The following is a 25378-nucleotide window of genomic DNA, read 5'->3' as shown; positions in this document are numbered from 1 at the left end:
GGTGGCCGATGCTTCTCGACCGCGTGGCAGAATCCGCTGGATCGTCTGCGCGCTGATCTTCGCGGCAGTGGTGCTAAGCTATGTCGACCGCCTCGTGCTGTCCGTGCTCAAGCCCTCGCTGCAGGCTGAATTTGGCTGGACGGAGCCGGGCTATGCCGACATCGCCTTCTGGTTCCAGGCAGCTTATGGCGTCGGTTACCTGCTGTTCGGGCGGTTCATCGACAAGGTCGGCGCGAAGATCGGCTATGCGGTGGCGGTCGGCATCTGGACGCTCGGCCATTTCGCGCAGACGCTGGTCACGTCCACCATGGGCTTCGCGATCGCGCGGTTGCCGTTGGCGCTGGGCGAGAGCGGCACCTTTCCCGCCGCGATCGCGGCGGCCGCCGAATGGTTTCCGAAGCGCGAGCGGGCGCTGGCCATCGGCATCTTCAACGCGGGGGGCAATATCGGCGCGCTGGTGACGCCGCTGGTCGTCCCGGCGATCGCGCTCGCGATGGGCTGGCGCGCCGCCTTCTGGATCACGGGCGCAGTCAACATCATCTGGCTCGTCGCCTGGCTCGCCTTCTACCGGCGCCCGCGCGAGCATGCGATGACCACGGTCGAGGAAGTCGCCTATATCGAGAGCGATTCGCCGATCGAGCAGAAGCCGATCCCCTATCGCGCGCTGTTCCAGCTTAAACAGACCTGGGCCTATATCATCGGCCGCTTCCTCATCGATCCGGTCTGGTGGATGTTCCTCTTCTGGCTGCCGGATTTCTTCTCGCGCCGCTATGGCGTCGACCTCAAGGGCTTCGGACCGCCGCTGATCGCGGTCTATCTGCTGGCCGACATCGGCTCGATCGCGGGCGGCTATGCTTCCTCGCGCATGCTCGGCAAAGGCTATTCCGCCAATCGTTCGCGCAAGCTCGCCATGCTAGGCTGCGCATTTCTGGCGGTGCCGGTCGCCTTCGCCCAGCAGGCGCCCGGCCTCTGGATCGCCGTGCTGCTCATCGGCCTCGCCTGCGCGGGGCACCAGGGCTTCTCGTCCAACATCTACGCCATGCCCGCCGACCTGTTTCCGCGCTGGGCGCAAGGGTCGATCATCGGTCTTGGCGGCTTCGCCGGCGCGGCGGGCGGCATGTTGATGGCCAAATATGCCGGTTATGTCCTCGACAGCGTGGGCAGCTACACGCCGATCTTCGCCTTCTGCGGCATCGCCTATCTGCTGGCGCTCGCGGTCTATCATTTCATCAATCCGACCTATGCGCCGGTCTCAACCGAAGGTCTGGCGAGGGACGCCGCATGAAGCCGCTGACACTCCATCCCGACCGGCTCTTTCCCGCAGATCCGCGCATGCGCGATGTTGCGCGGGCTCTCCATGCGACCGTCAAGGACCTGCCGATCGTCAGCCCGCACGGGCATACCGATCCGCGCTGGTTCGCCTATGACGAGCCCTTCGCCAACCCGGCGGAGCTGCTGATCGTCCCCGATCACTATGTCTTCCGGATGCTGATGAGCCAGGGCGTGACGCTGGACCAGCTCGGCGTTCCCACCGTCGACGGCAGCGCGGTTGAACCCAATCCGCGCGCAATCTGGCAGCGCTTCGCCGAACGCTATCATCTGTTCCGGGGTACGCCCTCGCGGATGTGGCTCGACTGGGTTTTCGCCGAGGGGTTCGGGATCGACGTCCGGCTCGAGGCGGGAACCGCCGATCATTATTACGACGTCATCGATGCGGCGCTGAAGACGCCCGCCTTTCGCCCGCGCGCGCTGTTCGAACGCTATAATATCGAACTGATCGCGACCACCGAGGGCCCGCTCGATCCGCTCGACCATCATCGCGCCATCCGCGCGAGCGGCTGGAAGGGCAGGGTGGTCACCGCCTATCGTCCCGATCCGGTGATGGATCCGGAGACGCCGGGCTTCGTCGAGAACGTCCGCGCCTTCTGTGCGATGGCGGGCGAGGATGCGGACAGTTTCGCGGGGTATCTGCGCGCCCATGCGAAGCGCCGCGCCGATTTTCGTGAAGCGGGGGCGACGTCGACCGACCACGGCCATCCCAGCGCGTTCACCGCCGACCTGCCGCGGGCGGAGATTGAAGCGCTCTACGCGAGGGTAATGGCGGGCCCGGTGGCGCCGGCAGAAGCGGAGCTGTTCCGCGGCCATATGCTCACCGAAATGGCGCGGATGTCGACCGAGGACGGTATGGTGATGCAATTGCATCCCGGCGTTTATCGCAGTCACAATGCCGCCGTGCTTGCCCGTTTCGGACGGGACAAGGGCGGCGACATTCCGCTTCCCGGCGAATTCGTCCGCGCGCTGAAGCCCTTGCTCGACCGCTTCGGCAACGACCTGCGCCTGACCCTGATCCTCTTCACGCTGGACGAGGATGTCTATTCGCGTGAGCTGGCGCCGCTGGCGGGCCATTATCCGGCCCTCAAGCTGGGGCCGCCCTGGTGGTTCCACGATAGCCCCGAAGGCATGCGCCGGTTCCGCGAGCGGGTCACAGAGACCGGCGGCTTCTACAACACCGTCGGCTTCAACGATGACACCCGCGCCTTCCTGTCGATCCCGGCGCGGCACGATGTCGCGCGGCGCATGGACTGCGCCTGGCTGGCGCAACTCGTCGCCGAGCATCGGCTCGAGGAAGACGAAGCGTTCGAACTGGCGCGGGCGCTGGCCTATGATCTCGTCAAGGCGGCCTATAAGCTTTGAACCGCCTGTCCTCCGCCACGCTCGACCGATTGTCCGACGACGTCCTGCGTCCTGCCTATGACCGGGCCACCGTAAAGCGCGGCGTCGTCCATCTGGGCATCGGCGCCTTCCATCGCGCGCATCAGGCGGTGTTCTTCGACGATGTCATGAACCGCGGCGACCTGCGCTGGGGGATCATCGCCGCTTCGCTGCGATCGCCTGCCGTGCGCGATCAGATGGCGCCGCAGGACGGGCTCTACACGCTGGTCGTGCGGGACGGGAGCGCGGAGCAGGCAAGGATCGTCGGCGCCGTCCAGGATGTGATCGTCGCCCCCGAAGCGCCGCGAGACCTGCTCGCAGCCCTTGCGCGCCCCGATACCCATATCGTCACGCTCACCGTCACCGAGAAGGGCTACAAGCTCGACCCGGCGACCGGCGCGCTGCTCGATGACGACCCGCAACTGGCGACGGACCTTGCCAGCCTCGATGCGCCGCAGACTGCGCCGGGCTACCTGGTCGCCGCGCTGGCCATGCGCCGCGCCGCCGGCCTTTCGCCCTTCACCGCCATTTCCTGCGACAATCTGCCGCACAACGGCGCGCGCCTGCGCGATGCGGTGCTCGGCCTGGCGCGGCGCCACGACCCGGCCCTCGCCGAGTGGATCGCTGCCCGGGGCGCATTCCCACAGACGATGGTCGACCGCATCGTCCCCGCCACGATCGATGGCGACATCGCCGCGCTTGCCGCGCGGATCGGCGTCGAGGATCGCGCGATGGTCAAGACCGAGCCGTTCCTGCAATGGGTGATCGAGGATGATTTCTGCGGTCCCCGGCCGGACTTCGGGCCGGGCGTGCAACTGACCACCAATGTCGCGCCATGGGAGGAGGCGAAGCTGCGCCTCCTCAACGGCGCGCATAGCGGCATCGCTTATCTCGGCGGTCTGGCGGGCATCGACCATGTGCATGAGGTGCTTGGCGTTCCAGAGGCGCGCGCCTTCGTCGAGGCGCTGTGGGACGAGAGCGAGACGACGCTGTCGCCGCCGCCCGAGCTGGACGTCGCCGCCTATCGCCGCGACCTGATGGCCCGGTTCGGCAATCCGACCTTGCAGCACCGCACGCGCCAGATCGCGATGGACGGCTCGCAGAAGCTGCCGCAGCGCCTGCTGGCGCCGATCGCAGCACGGCGCGCCGCGGGCCAGGGCGTAGGGGCCTTGTCGCTGGCCGTCGCCGGCTGGATCCGCTGGCAGGCGGGGCGCGATGATCAGGGCCGTGCCCATATGATCGATGACCCGCTCGGCCCGTCGATCGCCGCCCTGCTTGCGCCTGCGACGAACGCGGCGGAGCGGGTGGAGGCTATCGTCGGGTCCGACCTAGTGGTGCCGCGCGCGCTGCGGGACGATGCGGTGTTTCGCGATGCGCTGCGGCGCTGGCTTGACCTGCTGGAAACCGAGGGCGCCCGCGCCGCGCTGCGTTGCCTGGCGCGGCGCTGACGACGGGCGCTGCCGGTCCCCTGGGGTGGGACCGGCTCCTTCGCCCACGCTGACCCTGTTCTAGGCGGCGACCGGCCCGAGATAGGACGGCGGCAGGGGCACGGTCGCCAGAACGACCTTCTGGAGCACGACATTGTCGTCGAGCCGCCAGATCTTCACGACATGCCTGCCGGCGGTCAGGGGGCCGAGTTCCGCCGACAGCCGCACGATATTGTCGCGCACGGCATCCGCCCAGGCCTGCTTGCCCGGTGTATCCTGCGTGCCGCCCGTCGCCTCGAGGCGCACCGTGAGCGGCTGGAGGGGCCTGTCGTCGACGGAAACGCCGATACGCAACCCGCCATGCCCGAGCGTGTCGAGGGTCGGCGTGAGGAACAGCGTGAGTGTCGCGGCGCCGGGCCTGTCCACCACCATGTCATATTCGAGACGCACGCCGTCCCGCTCGCTGGTCGCGGCCTGGCCCTGGGGCAGCGCGAGCACGCCGCCCGCAGTGCGGCCGAGATTGGGGATGCTCGTCCATCGCAGGCCGGGACCATGATGGGCGCGATCGAACGTTCCCGCCTCGCGCGCGACGATTCCGGGGTGACGGGCCGGAGCGGGCACGAAGGTCGGCTGGCGCCGCCGCTTGCCGTCGGGCGTATCGCCGCCGACGCGGATGATGCTCGGCATCGTCTGTTGCGTGGGATCGTTCCAGATGACGTAGTTCATGTGAACCTGGTTCATCATGCCGTCCCACTTGCCGCCGTTGATCGTGTGATAGCGTTCGGTCAGGGCGCCATCCCGCGCATAGGCGGCCTCGGCCTCGGTGGCGAAATAATTGGCGCGCGCGTCGTTCGACGCGGCGAGTTTGCGATTCCAGGCGGTGCAGTAATAAAGGCGATAGAGGTTCGCCATCGCCGACACCGGAAATTCGAGCAACTGGTAATAGGCGTCCGCCTGCTCCGGCGGCAGCTTGCCGCGCACCGCCAGCATGCGGGTTTCCAGCGCGTTCCACTCGTCGACCATCTGCCCGAACTCGCCGCCGTCCAGGGCGTCCGCGGTCACCTTGCCCAGGGGGAAGCTGTCCTGATCGATCAGTTCTGGCTTACGCCGCGCCGCCAGCTTGCTGTAGGTCGTGATGATGTCACCGATCTCGGCGGCCAGGGCGGCACCAAAGCTCGCTCGCGCCCAGGCCTGCGGATAGGCTCGCAGCGCCTCGGCGGTCATCGCCTCCGGATTCCATGCCATCGACAGGAAGAAGCCCAGCGGGAATTCCATCGGCTTGATGTCGCCGACATTGGCGATCCATATCTGTCTGGCGCCGCGTCGATAGGCCAGGTCCATCTGTTGCCAAACCTTCTCGATCTGGTTGGTGTTCAGCCACTTGTAGTTGCGCGGTACCCCGACATAGTCGAAATGATAATAGACGCCGTAACCGCCCTGGCGGGGCGGCGCACCCAGCGGCGGCAGCCGGCGGATCTGCCCCCAATTGTCGTCTGCGAACAGCAGCGTGACGTCGTCGGGCGCCTTCATTCCGCGGTCGTAATAGTCCTGGACCTCCTTGTAGAGCGCCCAGAGCTGCGGCGTTTCGCTGGCCGGCTTCTTCGTGACCTCCGCGATGATCTTGCGCTGGTCGGCGACGATCCGCTCGAGCAGTTCGGTCGCCGTGCCCTCGACCATGGCTTCGTCGCCGTCGCCGCGCATGCCCACCGTGACCAGTGATTCGTAGACCTGTCCCTTGCCCTTGGAGACCATCCTTTCGATGCCGCCCCGCCAGAAGGCGCGCAGGTTCTCGCCGTTGGTGACATAGTTCCACGGGCCGCCGGTAATGCCCTGCTCCGTATGGCGGTGCCACTCGTCCTGCGCGCGCAGCATCGGCTCATGATGGGAATTGCCCATCACCACACCCATCGCATCCGCGACGATCATGTTTTCGGGATCGTCGGCGGCGAACGCCTTGGGCGCCCACATCGCCGGCCAGAGGTAGTTGCCCTTCATACGCAGCAGCAGTTCGAACACATGGGCGTACATCGCCGAATTGATGCCGCCGAACTTCTTCTGCGCCCAACCGCTGAAGCACGGGTTCTCGTCGTTGATGAAGAAGCCGCGATATCGAACCTTCGGCTGGTCGACCCAGGGCTCTCGCGGGATGTAAACGTTGTTCCGACGCTGGACCGGGACGTCGGCGAACCAGTGCCAGGCTGACACGCCGACCTGCTCGCACAGGTCATAGACCGCGAACGCGGCGCCGCGACGGTCGGCGCCCATGATGACGAGTGCTTCCTCCACGCCCGGGAACGGCTTGTCGATCACCAGGCGAAGATAAGCTTCCCACTGGCCCCTGATGCGCGACACGTCGATCCTGCGCCCCGCCACCAGCGCATCGATTGCCGGGCTTTGCCCCAGGACGCCGATCAGCACGACCGGACCGTCCGTCGCCACCATATCGATGCGAACCTGCGGCGATCGTCCGGATGTGCGTTTGATATCGTCGGCGAGGCATTTGGCCGCGAAATGGACCGCGGAATCCGCACTTTGTTCGACCACGAGGGTGGCTGGCAAGCCGTTGGCGATGAGTGGAAACGCGCGGTTGCGGGAAGCGACCGCAGCCAAGATCGGGCTACTCGTCGACAACGCGGCCAAGATGCCGGCAGTCGCGGCTCCTGCAAGCAGTCGTCGACGCGAAAGCAGGGTGGTCGTCGCTTTCATCATCCTCGCCCTTTCAATTATGATAGCGTTACCAGATGATGGAAGTCGGGGAGCTTGGCAAGTCCGATCAGTCCGCAGAAGATTGAAAGCCCTGGCCGATGTCACGGATCGAGGTGGTTCGGCGAGAAAGGTCTCGAGAGGCGAATTGGGGGGGCGATTTCGTGCTGACGAGACATGGTGCGCAGCCACGTGGTTGCCGGGGTGAGATCGGCACTTGGACAGCGAGGCGATGTCGCCGTCTCCATCGTCCGCCTGCGCTAGCGGTACAGCACGACTCTGGCCGCCGCTCGAAGGACGGGTCGACCGATCTGCGCTGCACGCCTGCAGCGAGCACGTTGCCATGGGGCACGGGCCCATCGTCATCCCTGGCTGCGTGCAACCCTATCTTTGGAGAGGCGCGGCGGAGGGCGTCATGCAGATGCTGCTGGCGCGCGAGCTCGCGCGGACGCTCGGCGGACTCGCCTGGATCTGGGGGATAACCTCATTTGCAGGCTCGAAGTCGATCGGCCTCTATGGCACCGACGCGCAGAAGAAGCAGTTCCTGCCGCTGATCGCAACGGGGCAACTCAAGGCGGCGATCGCCTTTACCGAACCTGCGGGCGGCACCGACCTGCTCGGCGCGATGGCTACCACCGCCGAGCGCGGGGATGGCGGCTGGATTCTCAACGGCGAGAAAATCTGGAGTTCGTCGGTGCATGTCGCGGACTATCTCCTCGTAATCACCCGCAGCGACAAGAACGCGGAGAAGAAGCATCAGGGGCTGACCCTGTTCTGGGTGCCGACCAAGAGCGAGGGGGTGAAGATCACGCCGCTCTCGAAGCTCGGCATGTGCTCAATGGGCAGCTGCTCGGTCCATTTCGAAGATGTTTTCGTGCCAGACGACCTCGTCCTCGGCGAGCCGCACAAGGCCTGGTACATGCTGCTGCCGACGCTCAACAACGAGCGCATCATGGTCGGCGCGTTCTGCCTCGGCGTCATCGACGGCGTGCTGGAAGATGCGGTTGACTATATGAAGCAGCACCAGGCGTTCGGCGGCATCATCGGCCGCTTTCAAAGCCTCCAGCATTATGTCGCCAATATCGCGACCATGCAGAAAACGACCGAGTTGATGCTCCATTTCTGCGCCGACAAACAGTCGAAAGGCGAGAATATCGGCTTGGAAGCGAATATGCTGAAGCTTCTCGCTTCCGAGAACGCGAACAAGGCGGCGGATCTAGGTTTCGTGGACAAAGGGTATCCAGAGTTTGACTGGGGCGAGAGCGACGAAACCGAGATAAGATTCCCTGATTTTGTCGTAGCGGGTCGCGATGCGCCGCCAGTTCTTGAGTTTGTTGAACATGCGCTCGATCAGGTTGCGCCATTTGTATTTGGCACGGTCGTGCGGGGCAGGATTGCGCCGGTTGACCTTGGCGGGGATCACCGCTTCGACACCGGCCGCCTCGATCTCCTCGCGTATCGTATCGGCATCGTAGCCTCGATCGGCCAGGAAGGCTTCGATCCGGTCGGTTATCATGCGGAACAGCGGTGCGAAGCCCTGCACGTCGTGTGCCTGCCCGGGTGTCAGCACGAAGCCGAGCGGGAGGCCTCTGGCGTCGCACCTTGCGTGGAGCTTGGTGAAGCCGCCTCGCGATCGGCCAAGCGCCTCGGTTTGCTGAGTCCCCTTTTATGCCGACGACACAATGATGTGCCCGGACCACTGTGCTGTCGATCATGTCGGCTGCCGTGTCGCGCCCCGCCAATTCGGTCAGCGTCTCGAGCATGGCATCGAACACGCCGGTCGTGACCCATCGTCGATAGCGTCGGAACACGCTGTTCCAATTGCCATACTCGTCCGGCAGGTGCCGCCACTGCCCACCGGTCCGCGCGATGCATATCATGCCTTCAAAATAGCGGCGGTTATCCTGAGCCGGGCGGCATCCACGACCTTGCTCAGGGGGCAACAGCGGCCCGATCACTCCCCATTCTTCGTCTGAGACCCCGATCCGCTCGCCCAAAGCAGCCCCCAAAACTAGGCCGGATCGACATTCAGCGTAACCAGATTATGGCGGCGGCGAGGTGAATGAAGCCGAGGAAGTGGATGGATCGGCGATCGTAGCGTGTTGCGAAGCGTCGGAAATGTTTGAGGCGGCCAAAGCATCGCTCGATCCGATTGCGCTGTTTGTAGAGTTCTGTGTCGTGCGGGATGAGGAGCTTGCGATTGCGCTTGGACGGGATCACCGCCTGCGCCTCCATCTGGGCAATCTTGTCGCGTAAAGCATTGCTGTCATAGGCTTTGTCGGCGAGCACGGCCTCCGTTTGCTGATCTTCCAGGAGGTCGGAAGCGGCAGTGATGTCATGGGCCTGTCCGGCGGTGATGCGAAATCGCAATGGTCGACCCAACGCATCAGCCAGCATATGGATCTTGGTCGTCAGTCCTCCTCGGGAACGCCCCAGCGCCTGGTCCTGCGCCCCCTTTTCCGGTCGCCGCCTGCTGGTGGGCACGAACGATAGTGCTGTCGATCATCAGATACTGGTTGTCGCGGTCCGTCGCGAGCGCATCGAATACCCGCTCCCATACACCGGCATTACACCAGCGACTGAAGCGCCGGTGCACTGTCTTCCATCGGCCGTAGCGCTCAGGCAGGTCGCACCAGTGCGCGCCAGATCGCAGAACCCACAAACATCCGTTCACAAACAATCGGTTATCTGATCCCGTGCGACCAGGATCACCAGCCTTGCCAGGAAGCAACGGCGCAATCTTCGCCCACTGCGCATCGCTCAACTCGTATCGCTTGATCGCCATCAGCTGCTCCGTGATCCATCACAGAGCCCTATGAATCAGCCATCAGCACGCTTGGGAACCCTGAATGTCGATCCGGCCTAGATCCCCCTTCGTACGGCCATAGCGGTCCTGCACGATCCGCTTGATTCGCATCGTCGGCGCCATCGGCGAGCGCAGGCGCTGCATGGAGGCGAAGGGATCCCCCGACGCGCAGTCGCGGCCTCAGCGGCAATGGCTGGGCAGCTCGGGCGCGTCGATCCCATGAAGGCGGATACGCTCACGCCCGCAGCGGGTTGTGTCACCATCGCCTACACGGCAATCGGTGACGATCTCGGGGTAGATGGATGGAGTGGCGGCGGGAAGCGCGGCAAGGATGGTCGCGATCAATCTCGTGGGCCGTCTTTCAGTGGGTTTCGCCGTGTATGCGGCATTGCGTGTTTCCCGTGAAAGCCCGTTACCGCTACAAACTCGTCCAGAATCGGCGCCTTCGCTGGACGTGGCTCCCGCATAGAGATTGCGGATCGCTGCAACCAAATTCCTCGCGCGTCGCCATGCTCACCTTCCTCATCCCTGCAATCCCCGATCACCCGCGATCGGGAACATCTCTGATGGGGCACCCCAATCAAACAAAGGAGCTTTTCTGGCGAGGCAATGCGTAGGGCGGCTATGTCGTCGATTTCGACAAGGAGATGCTCGACAGCGTGCCGCATCACAGCAATGACGAGCCGGCGTTCGATCGCGGCTATGGCGAGCAGGTCTATGGCTATTACGGGTTGAGCTATTTTCCCTGGGGCTGGTCGTGGGTTGTATCGGTTCGCAGGTCAGTCGAGCGCGGGAAGCCGAGGTCGGCGAGCGCATCGGGAAGATCGACGATGGTATCGAGCGCTATCTGCGCCTCGCTTCCACATCGGCACCCCACGATGCAGTGTGTCTAAAGGCTTGATTGTGCCACCCACTGCGCTATTCGATTTATCAATCGCTCAAATGTACGAAAATCGAACTTTAAGGAGGGTACAATGCCGGCAATCGATCCCGACCGCTATCAATGGATCAAGGTCACGAAAGCGGATGGCATCGCAACGCTGACGCTCAACAATCCACGCAGGAAGAATGCCGTCTCCCGTCCTATGCACAAGGAGATCGAGCGGATCTGGGACGATGTCGATGCAGATGACGATATCCGGGTCGTGATCCTCACCGGAGAGGGCGATGCCTTCTGCGCCGGCACCGATCTCAGCGTGCAGGATGCCGATAATCAGGAAGGCCGCCCGGGTCGCCCGCCGACGCGCAGCGCGCGCCGGCTGTTCTGGAACATGCTCGATTGCGAGAAGCCGATCATCGCAAAGGTGCGCGGGCCTGCCTACGGCGTGGGCGTGAACATCGCCATGGCGGCCGACATCGTCGTGGCGGCGGAGCATGCGCGCTTCTGCGATTCCCATGTGAAGATGGGTATCGCCGCAGGGGATGGCGGTGCCGCGCTATGGCCATTGCTGATCGGCTTCCATCGCGCCAAGGAATATCTGATGATCGGCGATCCAATCGACGCGCAGCGCGCCGAGGCGATCGGTCTGATCAATTATTGCCTGCCTGATGTGGAGCTAGACGACTTTGTCGACACGCTTGCCCGCAAGCTCTCAGCCGGCGCGCCGCTCGCCATCTCCTATACCAAGATGGCGGTGAACCTGATGCTGAAGCAGATGACCGGCGGGGCCTTCGAGACGTCGCTCGCCTACGACCAGCTCTCTCTCTTCACAGAAGATCACAAGGAAGGCGCGCGGGCGTTCCTCGAGAAGCGCAGGCCCGAGTTCAGGGGGCGATAATCGTTTTTTTCTCTCTTCTTCTTCTTCTTCTTCTTCTTCTTCTTCTTCTCAAGCCCTCCGCGGGAGAAGGTTGGATGAGGGTCTTCTTTTTTCTTCACGCCGAAAAATAAGGCTCTCACCTTCAAACGGCCCCCGGAGCTGTTTGCACCTCTCCGACAAGTGGGAAAGAGTTTCGTCTCACTGTGCCGTCAGCCCGCCATCGATCACCAGCTCCGTGCCCGTGACATAGTCCCCGTCGCTCGAAAGCAGGAAGGCGATGGCGGCCGCGATGGCGTCCGGCCCGGTCGTCCGGCGCAGCGGGATGGCCTCGGCGATGGCTGCGGAATCTCCAGTAGCATCGGCGCGCGCGATGGTTTGCATGTCGGTTTCGGTGACGCCGGGATGAACCGAATTGACCCGGATGTTGCGCGGCCCGCCCTCGATCGCCAACGATTTGGTCATCAGCCTGATGCCGCCCTTGCTCGCGGCATAGGCAGCGGTGCGGTTGGATCCAACGAGGCCGCTGATCGACGAGATATTGACGATCGCGCCGCCGCGTGGGCCGAAATGGCGGAAGGCCGCGCGGCAGCCGAGGAAGCAGCTCGTCAGGTTCACGTCGATCTGGCGGCGCCAGTCCTCGATTGATAGCTGCTCGACCAGCGCGAGCACGACGATCCCGGCATTGTTGACCAGCCCGTCGAGCGCGCCATAGGCGCCGACCGTCCGGCCCATCACCGCGTCCCAGCCCGCTTCGTCGCGAACGTCCTGCGCCAGGCCGAACGCGTCGGCGCCTTCCGACCGCAATTCCTCCGCGCGGGCTGCCACGGCGGTGCCATCGATATCGGTCAGGCACAGCCGCGTGCCCTCGGCGGCGAGCCGGCGCGCCGCGGCGAAGCCGATGCCGGCCGGGGAGGCGGCGCCGGTGACGATGACGGCGCGGCCGGCGAGGCGGTCGGCGGAGGGGTTGTTCACGGCACGAGTCTCCTGTTCAGGGCGTGGCGAAGCAGCCGCGACGCCCTCGGCGTCCCGGCTACGGAATCCGTCGATGGGCAGAGCCCGTGCGCGGGGCGCAAGCCTAGGGCAGTATCTCGCCGAGCAAGGTCTGGAGATCGAATAGCGCGGGCAATATCTCGTCTTGGATACGCTCGCTGCTGCCGCGCGAGACGTGCAGCCCGACATTCACCGCCGCCACCGTGCGGTTCGAAAGATTGCGGATCGGCACGGCGATGGAGCGGGAACCGATTTCCAGCTCCTGGTCGATATAGGCGTAGCCCGCTTCGCGAATCCGCGCGAGCTCGGCCATCAGCGCGTCGACGTCGGTCAGGGTCTTTTCGGTCAACTTCGCGCGATCGCTCGTTTCCAGTATCTCGCGCGCCTGCTCCGGCGGCAACGCGGCCAGCATCGCGCGGCCGAGCGTCGAGCAATAGGCGGGCAGGCGGCTGCCGGCATGCAGGCCCGCGCCCATGATGTGATGCTGCGACGAGCGGGCGATGTAGATTACGTCCTTGCCGTCCAGCACGGCGGCCGAGCAGGATTCGCGCAGCCGGTTCGAGAGCTGGTCGAGCGAAGGCTGGATCAGCCGCGGCAGCGAGGCGGAGAGATAGGAATGGCCGAGCCGCAGGATGCGCGGCGTCAGCTCGAAATAGCGATCGTCGGTGGTGGCATAACCCGCCTCCACCAGGGTGAGCAGGCATCGCCGCGCTGATGCCCGGTCGAGTCCGCTCAGCCGCGCCACCTCTGCGATGGTCAGCCGGTTGCGGCCCTTGCCGAAAGATTCGATGACCGAGAGCCCCTTCGCGAAACCGCCCATGCGGTCCACGTCGCGCAGCGTGCGGCCCTCGCCCGGGCCCGTTTCCATCCGTTCCGCTTTCGCTGCGCCGTCCCCGTATGCTGTGCCCATTCACCCTTCCTGTTGAGGTGATCGTCCAATTCGTGCGATTATTGCACGCCCTTGGAGGCTTGTATAGCGATGAGCGTCCTCCTTCGATCATCGGCTTTCGCGCAGCACGATGTCCGCGGCGCGCCAGGCGATCGCCATGACCGGCGCCTGGGTATTGCCCGCCAGCATGAAGGGGAAGACGGACGCGTCGACGACCCGCAAGCCTTGGACGCCCCGCACGTTGAGCGCGCCGTCGACTACCGCATCCTCATCCGATCCCATCCGGCACGTGCCGCAGGCGTGATAATTGCCATAGCCGAAGCGGCGATAGGCTTCGAAGATCTGCGCGTCGGTCTCGAACTCCGGGCCCGGCCGAGTCTCGGCGATCACCATATCCCTGAGCGGAGCCTGCGCGACATAACGCCGCGCGTAGCGGACGAGCACGGGGATGCTCGCGCGGTCGCTCTCGTCGCTCGCATAGCGGGCGTGGATGACCGGCGGATCGGCGGGATCACGCGAGCGGATCAGGATCGAGCCCTGCGAATCCGGGCGCAGCTTGTAGACGCAGATGTTGAAGCCGCCCGATGGCTCGACCCTGAGCGACGGCGCGCCATAGTCGAAGCTATAGGGCGACATGAGCAATTGCCCGTCCGGGATCGGCAGTTCCGGCCGTGTCTTGAACCAGGCGCCCATGTCGTAGGCGCCGCCGGCCATCGGGCCCTTATGCTGCGCGAAATAGCGCAGCACGCTGCGGACGAGCCCGACGCCGCGATAGTCGCGATTCTGTGAAAGCCGATCGTCCACCTTCCACTGCATCACGATGCCGCGATGCTCGCGCAGATTGGCGCCGACCGCGGGTAGATCCCGCACCACCGGGATGCCGAGCGACCGGAGAGACGCCGCCGGCCCGATCCCCGAGCGCTGCAGGATCGCGGGCGATGCGATGGTGCCCGCGCAGAGCAGCACCTCCTTCGCGGCCGTATACCGTGCCGCCGCGCCGTCCTTGCGGCCCTCGACGCCGGTCGTGCGGCCGTTCTCCACTGCGACGCGATCGACTGTCACGCCGGTCACGATGGTGAGGTTCGGCCGACGTCGGGCAGGGCGCAGGAAGGCCGTCGCCGCACTCTGCCGCCGCCCACGCCAAATGGTGCGCGGCGCATAGCCGACGCGCTCGCCATCTTCGGGATCGTTGACATCTTCTGCGCGCTTCAGCCCCATCGCCACGCCGGCCGCGACCATCGCTTCGGTCAGGCGGCTGCGATAGTCGGACAGGGAAATGCGCAGCGGCCCCTTGCCGCCCCGCGCCGGCCCGTCGCCGAGCTGATGGCCCTCGAGCTCGCAATAGGCCTGACGGATATGCGTCCAGCTCCAATCGGCACCGGCCAGCTCGGCGAGCCTGTCATAATTGGCCGCCTCGCCATGGACCCAGACCATGCCGTTCACCGCGCTCGATCCGCCGAGCACGCGCCCGCGCGCCCAGGATTCGCCGGTGTCGTTGGAGACTGCCTCGGGCTCGGTCATGAACGGCCAGAGGAAGCGGGGATTGAACAGGATCTTGCCCAGCCCCTTGGGCATGTGGATGAACGGGTGGCCGTCCCCGCCGCCCGCCTCGATCAGCAGCACGCGGTTGGCTGGATCCTGGGAAAGGCGGTAGGCCAGCACGCAGCCGGCTGCGCCTGCCCCGACGATGACATAATCGTAGTCGCTCACGCTCCGTCCTGTCTTCTCTGCGCGTCGAACGCAGCCAGCTTCCTGCGCTCGATCTCGGCCGCCCCGGCGGCGCGTCCGCCTTCCATATCGCGCAGCATGGCGACGCACAGCTCGAAGGGGAGGGGATGCGCCGCCGCGGTCGCCGCGATCGCCTCTGCCAGGTCCATCGCCCGGCTGAGCAGCGCGTCATGCGGCACCACCTCGTTGACGATGCCCCAGGCGAGCGCGGTGGCAGCGTCGATCGGCTGGCTGGCGAGCATCATCTGGCGTGCGCGGCGAATGCCGACCGCCTCGGTCAACAGCACGCCCTGGCCCCAGCGCGGGAACAGGCCGACGCGGACATGGGTGTCCGCGAAACACGCCCGCTCGGATGCGATCGCGAAGCCGCAGCTCAGCACCATCTCCAGCGCGCCGGACACGCAGGCGCCATTGATCGCGGCGACCGCCGGCTTGACGAGGCGGCGCAGCACGACGCCGGGATTGGGCTCGACTGGCGGCTGAGGCGGCCCGGCCGCACGCTCGCGTAGGTCGACGCCGCCGCTGAATGCGGGATCGGTACCGGTCAGGATGATGGCGGCGACCGCGGGATCCGCATCCGCCTCGGCCAGCAGCTGCGCGAAATCGCGCCGCATCTGGCGAGTCAGCGCATTGCGGGCCTCGGGTCGATTGAGGATGACGAGGCGCACCGCGCCACGATCCGCGACGACGATCGGCTCGGCGCTTCCTTCGATCATCGCGCCGTTCCGGTCGCGCGGTCGCGCCAATCCGGCGTCGCGCAGGCGGCGACATAGTCGCGCCGCAGCCGCGTGACCAACTCGGCCACGTCCGGTACGTCGCGGATCGTCTCGATGCCCTGGCCGGCGCTCCACAGCTCGCGCCACGGCCGTACGCCCTCGGGAAGATGGTCGTGACGGCGCGGGCCGGGCGAGACGGGCAGGTTCGCCGGATCCAGTCCCTGACGGGCCAGCGATGGCGCCAGCCAATTGGCCGGCACGCCGCTGATCCGGTCGGTATAGACGAGATCGCCGACCCCGCTGTCGACCAGCATCGCCTTATAGGCATCGTCGGCGCGGGCTTCTCGGGTCGCGATGAAGCGGGTGCCGAGATAGACGAGGTCCGCGCCCAATATCTCCGCCGCGCGGATTGCGGCGCCGTCCGACACGGCGCCGGCGAAGATGATCGTGCCTTCCCACAGCGCGCGCACGCGCGGCAGGAAGGCAAGCGCGTTGAGCGTGCCGGAATGGCCGCCTCCGCCGCTGCCGATGCAAACCAGTCCGTCGACCCCTGCCGCGATCGCCCTCTCGGCGAAGCGCAGGCTGGTGACGTCGTGGAACACGGTGCCACCGCGATCATGGATGGCGCGGGTGAGATCGGTCGGATTGCCCATCGCGGTGATGAACAGCTGCACGCCGTGCGCGAAACAAAGGTCGAGATCGGCGATCAGCTCATCCAGCGGCCGCGCGTTGATGAGATTCACCGCAAGCGGACCGGCCGGCGCGTCAGGATGGGTCTCGCGATGGTCGTCGAAGGATCGGCGGAGCGCGTCCAGCCAGCCGCCGAATTCCTGGGCGCTGCGTGCATTGTGGCGCGGCAGGCCGGCCATGATCCCCGCCCGGCAAGCGGCGCCGACCAGCTCCGGCCCGGAGACCATCATCATCGGCGCGCATATCGCCGGCAGCACCATCGCCGCGCGCAGATCCGGGGCCAGCGCCATGTCGTTTCCTCAACTCTCTATCACATCAGGATGTGCGATAATCGTTCTTATGTTGCCATATCGGACTTTTGGCTTGATAGGCCCCCGGTCGTCAAGTAGGTCTTCCTCCAAGACGGCGCTTTCGGGTCATGCTCTGGAGCAAGTCGTTCCCCCAATCGCATAGGAAGGATGAATCCCATGGAGGGCAGGCCGGTGCTCGACCTGCAGGTCGAAGAGGATGTCGCGCTCCTCATGATCGATTCTCCTCCGGTCAATGCACTCAGCCATCGCGTGCGGATCGCGATCCGCGACGGGCTTTCGCAGGCGCTCGCTGATCCGAGGGTCGCCGGGGTGGTGCTGGCCTGCGCTGGCCGCACCTTCTTCGCCGGCGCGGACGTGACCGAGCTCAACCGGCCGATCGAGCCGCCTTTGCTCAGGGATCTGATGGACAGGATGGAGGCCGCAGACAAGCCGGTCATCGCCGCGCTCCACGGCACTGCGCTCGGCGGTGGGCTGGAGCTGGCATTGGCCTGCCACTATCGCGTCGCCGTGCCCACAGCGAAGGTCGGCCTGCCGGAGGTGGCGTTGGGGTTGCTGCCGGGGGCAGGGGGTACGCAGCGCGTGCCGCGCCTCGTCGGCGTGGCGGCGGCGGTGGAGATGATCGGGCTCGGCAAGCCTGTCGGGGCGGCGGATGCGCTGCGCATCGGCCTGATCGACGCGGTGGTCGGCGAGACCGCAATGGTGGCCGAAGCCATTGCCTTCGCCCGCAGCAGGATCGGCGCGCCGCTGCGCCGGGTGCGCGATCTTGCGACCGATCTCGATCGGGCGGGTGCGCAGGCGGTGTTCGCCGATTTCCGCGCGGCTCATCCGGCGCTGTTCATCGGCTTCAAGGCGGCCGACGGCGTGCTGCGCGCGATCGAGGCGGCGGTCGCGCTGCCGTTCGACGAAGGGCTCGACCGCGAACGCAGCATCTCGCGCGAACTGATCGCAAGTCCGGAATCCGCCGCGCAGCGCCACCTCTTTTTCGCGGAGCGCGCCGCGCGTCGCGAAGGGCGGGAGGCGGCCGAGGTGCTGATCGTGGAACGGCTGGTGCGCGTCGCCAGCCGCTCGGCCGAGACGCTGGTCGAGGCCGGCGTGCCGCGGGAGGCTGTCGTCGCGCTGGTGCCTGGCCTCCTTGCCCCGTCCGACGGTGCCGGAACGCCCGATGCAGCCCTCGAAGCCCGCCTGTTCGCGCCGCTCGCGGCCGAGATCGAGGCGCTGCTGGCCGAAGGCGTGGCGGCGCGCGCCTCCGATATCGACGTGGCGATGGTTCGCGCCGCGCGCTGGCCGGCCTGGCGCGGCGGCCCCGCTTTCTGGGCGGAGCGGCAGAAGGCTGCCGGCTGAAGGCCGATGCGCATCGGCATCGTCTCGGACATTCATTGCCAGATCGACGCCCTTGCCCTTGCGCTCGAGCGGATGGGGCCGATCGACCGGCTGCTCGTGCTCGGCGACGTCATCGACGAGGCGCGTTTCTCGGCCGAGACAGTGCGCATGTTGCGCCAGCGCGATGCGATCGCGATCCGCGGCAATCACGACGCGATGTTCCTGGAAGGGCCGGGCGCGGCGGCGCGGCGCGGCAGGGTCGCCGAGCAGGACGATCTGGCATGGCTTGCGGGCTTGCCCGAGCGGCACATGCTCACGGTCGAAGGACGCCGGCTCCAGATGGTCCACGCAACGTCGTGGCCGTCGGACTATGCCTATGTCACGCCCAATCACCGGCTCTTCCCGCGCTTTGCCGAGAGCGAGGCGGACATCATCCTCTATGGTCATACGCACGAGCCGGTGGTGGGGGAACTCGACGGCAAATTGATCGTCAACCCCGGCTCGATCGGTCATGGCCGGCCGACCGCAACCGGCTTCATCCGCAGCTTCGCGCTGCTCGATCTGCCCGAGGGCGCGGCGCGGATCGAGGATCTTCCCCCGGTGAACTGAATTCACCGCACCAAACCCGTTCGAACCAAGACGCCTCTACCGCACCTTCGCCAGAAAGTCCGGCGCATCCCGATATTTCTCCCGCAACAGGATCTTCGAGATCTTGCCCGAGGCCATGCGCGGCAGCGGCTCGTCTTCGATCGCGACGTAGCGGGGTACCTTGTAATTGGCGAGATGCGCGTTGCAGTGGGCGATGATCGCCTCCACCGTCACCCCCGCGTCGCCATGCACCACCGCCAGCGGCGTCTCGCCGAACTGGTCGTCGCGAGCGGAGAGCACCACCACCTCCGCGACGCCCGGCACCTCGGCGATCACGCTTTCCACCTCCATCGCTGAGATGTTGAGCCCGCCCGAGATGATGATGTCCTTGATGCGATCGATGAAGGTCAGGTTGCCACGCTCGTCCAGCAGGCCCTTGTCGCCGGTGTGCAGCCAGCCGTCGCGGAACGTTTCCGCGGTGGCCTGCGGATTGTTCCAATAGCCCTGCGACAGGCTGGCGCTGCGGATCAGTATCTCGCCTGGCGTGCCGGCCGGCGCCAAGCCGCCATCCTCGCCCAATATCGCGAATTCGCTGAACATCGCGCCGGGACCGCATTTCTCCGGCTCGGTAAAGGCGGTCTCGTCGCGCGCCGCCCAGGCGCCGCCGGCCTCGGTGCAGCCATAGGCCGGGCGCAGCACGACGCCCTTCTCGCGATAGGCCTGCAAGATCGCCGGGTTCACCCGTGCGCCGCTGATCTGGGCAAAGGCGATGGTCGAAAGATCGGCCCTGGCAAATTCCGGCAGTGCCGCGATCCGCTCGAAGAAGATGGTCGAGGCGAGGAAGGTGGTGATCTTCTTTTCCTGCAGCAGGCCGAGCGCAATGTCGGGCGTGAAGCGGCTCTGCGTGTAGATGGTGTTCCCCACCGAAAGGAACTGCATCAGCAGCAGCGTGCCCGAGGTAGAGCTATAGGGACCGGCGGCGAGGATGCTGCCGCCATTGCCGGTGCGTGGCTCCATGATCGCGAACTCGGCGGCATAGGTCATCACCGAGCGGTGCGTGTAGACGACGCCCTTGGGCGTGCCGGTCGATCCGCTGGTTCCGATGATGAACAGCGGTTCGTCCGGTTGCGGGTGGTGCAGCAGGCCCGGCAGCGGGGCGGCTGCCTGGCGCAGCGGCCGGATCGCGGCGAGAGAGCGTAGCGCCGTGGCCGGTGTTTCGCCCAGCGCCTCGCGGGCCGTCGCCTCGCGGTCCGCGTCGGTGAAGAGCAGCGTCGGTGTCACCGTGTCGAGCGACTGGCGCAGCTCGCGTGCGCTCGAGCGGAAGCTGAGCGGCGCATGGATACCGCCGGCCAGCATGATCGCGACGATCAGCACGGCATAGTCCAACGTATTGGCCGCGACGATCGATACGCGGTCGCCCGGCTTCACCCCGTCGGCGATCAACGCCGCCGCGACGCGCGCGGCCCATTCGTAGAGCCCGGCATAGCTGAGTTCTTCGCCATCGAAATCCAGCGCGACGCGGGTGGGATGCTCGCGGACCCACCAGCGGATGGCGTTGGTGAGCGTGAAGCTCATCTCAGAGCGTCTCCTCGCTGCCCAGCAGGCCCGTGCTGCTGACGATATCGCCGGGGCCGCCGGTGACGAGCGAGAGTTTCGCGCCCGGCACCTGGTTGACCGAGGTGCCGCGGATCTGACGCACCGCCTCGGGGATCAGGCCCATGCCATGGATGAAGCCCTCGCCGAGATCGCCGCCCGACGTGTTGATCGGCAGTTTGCCGGAGGGGGCGATCAAATTCTCGAACCGGCAGAAGTCGCCGGCTTCCTCGGTGGTGAAGAAGCCATGGTCGATCATCGATCCGATGCCCATCGAGGTCATGTTCATATAGACTTGCGCCACGTCGACATCCTGGGGCCCATAGCCGGCCTCCGCCCACATCCGCGCCGCCAGCTCCTTATGGCCGGCCGTGCCATAATAGGGCCGCCAATTCTCCTCCAGCGCGCCGCCGCCTTCCATCGTGCCCATCGGCGCGGAGAGGATATAGGCGGGTTTCTGCCTCAAGTCCCTGGCCCGTTCCGCCGAGACGACCAGCACGCAGGCCGCGCCGTCATTCTCGCGCGAGCAATCGAACAGCCGATAGGGCTCGGATATCAGGCGGGCATTCTCGTAGATCTCCTCGGTCATCTCGGTGTTGCGGCCATAGGCATGCGGATTGTTGCGCGCATGATGGTAGGAGGCCTGCACCGTCGCCCACAGCGCCGAGCGGGGCACGCCGTCATGCTCCATCAGGCGCTGCGCGCGCAGCGCGAGGATCTGCGCGGGGGATTCGAGACCGTTGACCAGATATTGCGACGAGGTGTCGTTCTGCGCGACGACGACCCGCAGGCGCTGGCTGCTGCTCTCCGCCATCGAGCGATAGACGGCGACGATCTCCGCCTGGCCCGACAGGATCGCGCCGGTCGCGAGGTTCAGCGTCGCGGGGAGCGCGCCGCCGTGGAACCAGGCGAGCGAGGCGAAGCGCAGGTTGCGCGTGCCGAGCGCTGGCATCAGCTTGGCCGGATCGCTGCGCTCGGACGCGTAGGAGACGAAGCCGTCGATGTCGCGCACGTCGATGCCGGCATCCTCGGCCGCGGCGGTGATCGCGCGCAGCGCGAGCTTCAGCTCCGGATCGGGCGAGGTGCCACGCTTGTAATAAGGGGTCTGGCCGATGCCGACGACAGCCGCGGCGCCGCGAAACTTGCTCACTTTCTCTCTCCCAGGATCATCACGTCGTGGATCGGGCCCGCGAGGATCAGCGGACGATCTCCCAGGTGACGGACGGATAAAATTTGGTCTTCGCCGAGGGCGGTTGGATGGTGCCGCGCACCGCCATGCCGATCCGGACGTTGCTCGTATCGCCGGTCAGCACGCCCATCACGCGCGCCCCGCCCGCAGCCGGCAGCTCCGTGACGATCGTGATATAGGGCACGTCCTTCTTGCGCTCCATCACGCGATCGAAGGCGTACCAGCTGCGCGTCCACGAGAAGATGCGGCCCTCGGGCGCGATCGCGGTCCACTCGAACTCCCAGGATCCGCACCGGCCGCACCGGAAATGCGCCGGCCAGGTCCAATGCTGACACGAGGCGCAGCGCGGCAGGCGAAATTCGCCTTCCTCTAGCCAGCGCCAATATTCGTCGTCCGCTTCAATCGCGCCCATAATCTTATGCTGCAGGAAACTATAGGCCATCATTCTGCCCCTCCCGGCTGAATCCGCCGATATCCGCACTGTGGCGCAGAATCAGCTATTCAATGTGTGCGAATATGTTACATACGTACGATGTTAGGCGAGCCGGAGCGTTTTGACAACGGTTCGCGCAATGCTGCCCAAGGGAGAAACAGGTTGGCGGGTGTCGGCGTGGAGTGGCGGCGGGACATCGGGGAGGAGCCCGGCCCGCCTGCCGATCGTATCTGGCGCGATTATGAGCGTGGCGGCCCGTTCACCGACTTCACGGGCCCATTCTACACCACGCGCGAAGCGCTGCTTCCCGGCGAGCGGGTGCGACTCGGCTTTCGCGTTGGGCGGGAGCATTGCAACCCGCGGATGGTCTGCCATGGCGGCATGCTGGCCACGTTCTTCGATATCGTCCTGGCTGGTGGGCTCATCGCCGAGGGCGCGCCGAGTCCGGTGATCACGATCAGCATGACGCTCGATTATCTCGCCCCGGCCTATTTCGGCGAATGGATAGAAAGCCGGGTGGAGGTGCCGCGGCTGACCCATCGGATCGGCTTTCCGCAGGCGATGCTGGTCGGCCCGCAGGGGCCGGTGCTGCGTGGCAGCGGCGTGTTCAAGCTGCAGCCGAAGCGCGTCGAGCGCGCATAGCGAGAGGGAGAAAGAGGATGGACGGTCGCGGAACGGCGGTGGTGCTGGGTGCGTCCGAAGAAGGCGGCACCGGCTGGACGATCGCCGAGGCGCTGGCGGCGCAAGGCCTTCATGTCGTGGCCGGTGCCCGGCGCCTTGCTAGCCTGGAACGGCTGGCGGCGAAGATCGGCGGTACTCCGGTCGCCTGCGACGCCACCGACGAGGCGCAGGTCACCGCCTTCATCGCCGCGGCGCGCGATCTGGGCGGCGGCGTGATCGAGCATGCCGCGCGCAGCCTGTCCGAAGGGGGCAGCATCTGCTGATGAGCTCGATCGCGGCGACCAATCCCTGGCCCGGATATTTCGCCTATGGTGGCGCCAAGGCGGCGGTGCAGACGCTGGTGCGCTATGCCGCGCTGGAATATGCGCCGCGCGGCATCCGGGTGAACGCGGTATGCCCCGGCCCCATCCGCACGCCTTCGGCCGACGCCTTGTTCGATTCGCCGGCAGGCGCGGTATTCGCGGCCGAGATGCCGCTCGGTCGGCCGTCGACGCCGGCCGAGGTGGCCGAGGCGGTCGCCTGGCTGGCGACGACGCCATCCTGGATCACCGGGGAGACCATCCATGTCGACGGTGGCCTTCATCTGCGTCGGCCGCCCGATGTCGAGGCGATCCGCGCGGCGCGGCCGAGCCGGCAACGGCCTGCCTGACGGCGGAAGCGCCTAAGCCACTTCTTTATCTGATAATGTAGCGACGGAGATTTGCATGAAGTTGGACGGAGCAGCCGCGGTGGTGACGGGCGGCGCCAGCGGGCTGGGCGAGGCGACGGCGCGGGCGCTGGCTGCGCGGGGGGTGAAGGTGGCGATCTTCGATCTGAACCGCGAACGGGGCGAAACCGTCGCCGCGGAGCTGGGCGGCACCTTCTGCGAGGTGGACGTGACCAGCGATGACTCGGTCGATGCCGGCTTCGCGGCCGCCCGCGCGGCGCATGGACAGGAAAGGATCCTGGTCAACTGCGCCGGGCGCGGCAACACCTTCAAGACCGCGCAGCGTTCGCGCGAGACCGGCGAGATCAGCCATTTCCCGATCGACCAGTTCGAGCGCATCGTGCAGATCAACCTGATCGGCACTTTCCGCTGCATCGCCAAGTCGGCGGCCGGGATGCTGAGCCTCGATCCCATGGAGGATGGCGAGCGCGGCGCGATCGTCAATACCGCTTCGGTTGCGGCGCAGGACGGGCAGGCGGGGCAGGCGGCCTATGCCTCGTCCAAGAACGGCATCGTCGGGCTCACCCTGCCGGTGGCGCGCGATCTGCGCAAGGACGGCATCCGCGTCAACGCGATCCTGCCCGGCATTTTCGACACGCCCCTGTTCGCCACCGCGCGGCCCGAGCTGCGCAAGCAGCTCGGCGACAGCGTTCCTTTCCCGCGCCGGCTCGGTAAGGCGGAGGAATTCGCCAGCCTCGTCGTCGAAATGTGCGCCAACAGCTATTTCAACGGAGAGCATGTGCGCCTGGACGGCGCGATCCGGATGTGAAGGACGGAGGAGGAGCGCCAGGCTCCTCCTGGAACGGATTGGGAATCGACATCGTCCCGACTTGTGTCGGGATGGCGATCAAGTCGCCACCGGCCACTCCAGGAACACGTCGGACAGCGCCATCACGCCGCCCATCCGCCATTTGGCTTCGGTGCCCGGCTTGATGCGGAAGCGGGGGATGCGGCGGATCCACTCCTCGGCCAGCACCCGCATTTCGGCGCGGGCCAGGAAATTGCCGACGCAGGTGTGCGGTCCGGTCGAAAAGGCGACATGGGCACGATCCTGCCGGTCGATGTCGAATTTCTGCGGTTCGGGGTTGCGGCGGCCGTCCATGCCGCCGAGCGTGAGCGGACAGGCGATCATGTCGCCCTCGCGGAACTGGACGCCGGCGAATTCATAATCCTTCTTCACCAGCCGCGTCTGCTGGACGATCGAGAAGCGCCGCAGCGCCTCCTCGACGAAGTCGGTATAGGATTCGGGATCGCGGGCGAGCCGGTCCTGCAGCTCGGGATGCTCGGCGAGATAGCGCCAGGTGAAGGTGAGAGTATTGGCGACCGTGTCGAGTCCGGCGATGAACAGCAGGAAGCCGATCGAATCCAGTTCCTCATCGGTCAACGGGCGGCCCTTGACCTGTTCGTTGACGAGCTTGCTCATCAGATCGTCCTGCGGTTCTGCGCGCCGGCGCGTAAAATAGTCCCGCATCGTCTCGATGATGATGTTCTGGAGTTCGATGCGGCGCTCCACCGTGGTGCCGCCGAAATATTCGTGCACGATCTCGCGAAACTGCTCGAAGCGGTCGAGCGGCAATCCCATCAGCTCCATGAAGACGGAAACGGGGAAGGCCGCGCCCACCTGTTCGGTGAACTCGCATCCACCGCTGTCGATAACGCGATCGATCAGCCGGTTCGCCCAGGCGCGCAGCTTGGGCTCCAGCGCGGCGACATGCTTGCGGTCGAAATGCCGCATCAGCGCCATGCGGTAGCCGAGATGCTCCGGCGGATCGAGGTTGAGCGGGATCATCACGTTGGTGCTGCCCGATTTCGGAATGTCGAGTTCGCGGTTGGAGAAATGTTTGGTGTCGCGCAGGATGCTGGACATCAGTTCGTAGCGCGTCACCACCCAGAAGCCGCCTTGACGGGGAGTATAGAAGATATCGGGCGCCTCGCCATGCAGTTGCGTGAGCTCCAGCTGCGGATCGCTGGTGACGCGATCGTCGGCGAAATAGTCATAATCGACGATCTGGTCGTCGCGGACATGATCCGGCACGCCTTGCCGGGAGATCGTACCCATATGCGCCTCCAATTGACGGGGGGTGCCGTCTTGCGACGACACCCCCTTTGCCCATTCACATGCGAGCGGCCGACATGCCA

The 25378-nt window shown here is 66.0% G+C and carries 21 protein-coding genes and 2 pseudogenes; 11 read left to right on the top strand and 12 right to left on the bottom strand.

Annotated elements, in window-relative coordinates; translation table 11 throughout:
* The first annotated feature begins 1 nt into the window (after window position 1).
* Genes GQY20_RS29280 through GQY20_RS29270 form a run of 3 tightly spaced genes read left to right on the top strand, consistent with a single transcriptional unit; the run spans window position 2 to window position 4160 of the window.
* Window positions 2-1285 carry an MFS transporter gene (locus GQY20_RS29280; protein ID WP_157220715.1) on the top strand — a complete coding sequence of 428 codons (1284 nt, stop codon included), beginning with the start codon at window positions 2-4 and terminating at the stop codon, window positions 1283-1285.
* Complete coding sequence (gene uxaC / locus GQY20_RS29275; protein ID WP_157220714.1) at window positions 1282-2694, top strand: glucuronate isomerase; 1413 nt, start codon at window positions 1282-1284, stop codon at window positions 2692-2694. The genes GQY20_RS29280 and uxaC overlap by 4 nt, the downstream gene beginning before the upstream one ends.
* Window positions 2691-4160, top strand: a complete 1470-nt coding sequence (locus GQY20_RS29270; protein ID WP_157220713.1) for a mannitol dehydrogenase family protein — start codon at window positions 2691-2693, stop codon at window positions 4158-4160. Before uxaC ends, GQY20_RS29270 begins: the two co-directional genes overlap by 4 nt.
* Before the next feature lie 60 nt (window positions 4161-4220).
* Here the strand turns inward: GQY20_RS29270 and GQY20_RS29265 are convergent, their stop codons facing one another.
* Window positions 4221-6845, bottom strand: a complete 2625-nt coding sequence (locus GQY20_RS29265) for a glycosyl hydrolase 115 family protein (RefSeq protein WP_232476318.1) — start codon at window positions 6843-6845, stop codon at window positions 4221-4223.
* A gap of 229 nt (window positions 6846-7074) precedes the next feature.
* Here GQY20_RS29265 and GQY20_RS29260 point away from each other — a divergent pair.
* Window positions 7075-8049 (top strand): annotated as a pseudogene (locus tag GQY20_RS29260) (acyl-CoA dehydrogenase family protein); the annotation flags it as partial.
* Window positions 8050-8058: 9 nt separating this feature from the next.
* Here GQY20_RS29260 and GQY20_RS29255 read toward each other — a convergent pair.
* Both GQY20_RS29255 and GQY20_RS29250 read right to left on the bottom strand, forming a co-directional pair.
* Window positions 8059-8800 (bottom strand): annotated as a pseudogene (locus GQY20_RS29255) (IS5 family transposase).
* Between the two features lie 70 nt (window positions 8801-8870).
* Window positions 8871-9621, bottom strand: a protein-coding gene (locus GQY20_RS29250; protein ID WP_408641151.1) for an IS5 family transposase whose coding sequence is annotated in 2 segments (ribosomal slippage) — window positions 8871-9291 and window positions 9290-9621 — 753 coding nt in all. Because the reading frame shifts where the segments join, the coding sequence is not laid out codon by codon here.
* Window positions 9622-10622: 1001 nt separating this feature from the next.
* On the opposite strand from GQY20_RS29250, the gene GQY20_RS29245 reads away from it, so the two are divergent.
* Complete coding sequence (locus GQY20_RS29245; RefSeq protein WP_157220711.1) at window positions 10623-11426, top strand: enoyl-CoA hydratase/isomerase family protein; 804 nt, start codon at window positions 10623-10625, stop codon at window positions 11424-11426.
* Between the two features lie 177 nt (window positions 11427-11603).
* Here the strand turns inward: GQY20_RS29245 and GQY20_RS29240 are convergent, their stop codons facing one another.
* The 5 genes from GQY20_RS29240 to GQY20_RS29220 all read right to left on the bottom strand — a co-directional run bounded on the left by GQY20_RS29240 (window position 11604) and on the right by GQY20_RS29220 (window position 16708).
* A complete protein-coding gene (locus GQY20_RS29240) occupies window positions 11604-12377 on the bottom strand; it encodes an SDR family NAD(P)-dependent oxidoreductase (protein ID WP_232476317.1) in 774 nt (257 codons plus the stop codon).
* Window positions 12378-12480: 103 nt separating this feature from the next.
* The gene (locus tag GQY20_RS29235; protein WP_198351277.1) at window positions 12481-13305 is read right to left on the bottom strand and encodes an IclR family transcriptional regulator domain-containing protein; all 825 of its coding nucleotides are present in this window, start codon (window positions 13303-13305) and stop codon (window positions 12481-12483) included.
* An 87-nt stretch (window positions 13306-13392) separates the two neighbouring features.
* The gene (locus tag GQY20_RS29230; RefSeq protein ID WP_157220709.1) at window positions 13393-14994 is read right to left on the bottom strand and encodes a GMC family oxidoreductase; all 1602 of its coding nucleotides are present in this window, start codon (window positions 14992-14994) and stop codon (window positions 13393-13395) included.
* Window positions 14991-15728, bottom strand: a complete 738-nt coding sequence (locus GQY20_RS29225) for an enoyl-CoA hydratase-related protein (RefSeq protein ID WP_157220708.1) — start codon at window positions 15726-15728, stop codon at window positions 14991-14993. The genes GQY20_RS29230 and GQY20_RS29225 overlap by 4 nt, the downstream gene beginning before the upstream one ends.
* Entirely contained in the window at window positions 15725-16708 is a 984-nt protein-coding gene (locus tag GQY20_RS29220; RefSeq protein WP_157220707.1) for an NAD(P)H-dependent flavin oxidoreductase, read from the bottom strand. Before GQY20_RS29220 ends, GQY20_RS29225 begins: the two co-directional genes overlap by 4 nt.
* 177 nt (window positions 16709-16885) lie before the next feature.
* Between GQY20_RS29220 and GQY20_RS29215 the strand changes: the two genes are divergently transcribed.
* Complete coding sequence (locus GQY20_RS29215) at window positions 16886-18070, top strand: enoyl-CoA hydratase-related protein (protein WP_232476316.1); 1185 nt, start codon at window positions 16886-16888, stop codon at window positions 18068-18070.
* A gap of 6 nt (window positions 18071-18076) precedes the next feature.
* The gene (locus tag GQY20_RS29210; protein ID WP_157220705.1) at window positions 18077-18658 is read left to right on the top strand and encodes a metallophosphoesterase family protein; all 582 of its coding nucleotides are present in this window, start codon (window positions 18077-18079) and stop codon (window positions 18656-18658) included.
* Between the two features lie 36 nt (window positions 18659-18694).
* On the opposite strand, the gene GQY20_RS29205 is transcribed toward GQY20_RS29210, so the two are convergent.
* Genes GQY20_RS29205 through GQY20_RS29195 form a run of 3 tightly spaced genes read right to left on the bottom strand, consistent with a single transcriptional unit; the run spans window position 18695 to window position 21861 of the window.
* Window positions 18695-20212 carry a class I adenylate-forming enzyme family protein gene (locus GQY20_RS29205; RefSeq protein ID WP_157220704.1) on the bottom strand — a complete coding sequence of 506 codons (1518 nt, stop codon included), beginning with the start codon at window positions 20210-20212 and terminating at the stop codon, window positions 18695-18697.
* A 1-nt stretch (window position 20213) separates the two neighbouring features.
* A complete protein-coding gene (locus GQY20_RS29200; RefSeq protein WP_157220703.1) occupies window positions 20214-21380 on the bottom strand; it encodes a thiolase C-terminal domain-containing protein in 1167 nt (388 codons plus the stop codon).
* Between the two features lie 46 nt (window positions 21381-21426).
* On the bottom strand, window positions 21427-21861 hold the full coding sequence (locus GQY20_RS29195) for a Zn-ribbon domain-containing OB-fold protein (RefSeq protein ID WP_198351276.1): 435 nt from the start codon (window positions 21859-21861) through the stop codon (window positions 21427-21429).
* A gap of 153 nt (window positions 21862-22014) precedes the next feature.
* Between GQY20_RS29195 and GQY20_RS29190 the strand changes: the two genes are divergently transcribed.
* From GQY20_RS29190 to GQY20_RS29175, 4 genes are read left to right on the top strand one after another with little or no spacing between them, the layout of a single operon-like run.
* Window positions 22015-22494: a PaaI family thioesterase gene (locus tag GQY20_RS29190; RefSeq protein WP_157220701.1), complete on the top strand. Its 480-nt coding sequence runs from the start codon at window positions 22015-22017 to the stop codon at window positions 22492-22494.
* Between the two features lie 17 nt (window positions 22495-22511).
* Window positions 22512-22796: an SDR family oxidoreductase gene (locus tag GQY20_RS32905; RefSeq protein WP_157220700.1), complete on the top strand. Its 285-nt coding sequence runs from the start codon at window positions 22512-22514 to the stop codon at window positions 22794-22796.
* On the top strand, window positions 22796-23182 hold the full coding sequence (locus GQY20_RS32900; RefSeq protein WP_157220699.1) for an SDR family oxidoreductase: 387 nt from the start codon (window positions 22796-22798) through the stop codon (window positions 23180-23182). The genes GQY20_RS32905 and GQY20_RS32900 overlap by 1 nt, the downstream gene beginning before the upstream one ends.
* A gap of 55 nt (window positions 23183-23237) precedes the next feature.
* Window positions 23238-24008 carry an SDR family NAD(P)-dependent oxidoreductase gene (locus GQY20_RS29175; protein ID WP_157220698.1) on the top strand — a complete coding sequence of 257 codons (771 nt, stop codon included), beginning with the start codon at window positions 23238-23240 and terminating at the stop codon, window positions 24006-24008.
* 78 nt (window positions 24009-24086) lie between these two features.
* Here GQY20_RS29175 and GQY20_RS29170 read toward each other — a convergent pair whose 3' ends face one another.
* A complete protein-coding gene (locus GQY20_RS29170; protein ID WP_157220697.1) occupies window positions 24087-25298 on the bottom strand; it encodes a cytochrome P450 in 1212 nt (403 codons plus the stop codon).
* Window positions 25299-25378 lie beyond the last annotated feature (80 nt).

It is taken from the genome of Flavisphingomonas formosensis, assembly GCF_009755815.1.
GTDB lineage: Bacteria > Pseudomonadota > Alphaproteobacteria > Sphingomonadales > Sphingomonadaceae > Flavisphingomonas > Flavisphingomonas formosensis.
This window is presented reverse-complemented; position numbering and strand designations above follow the sequence as displayed.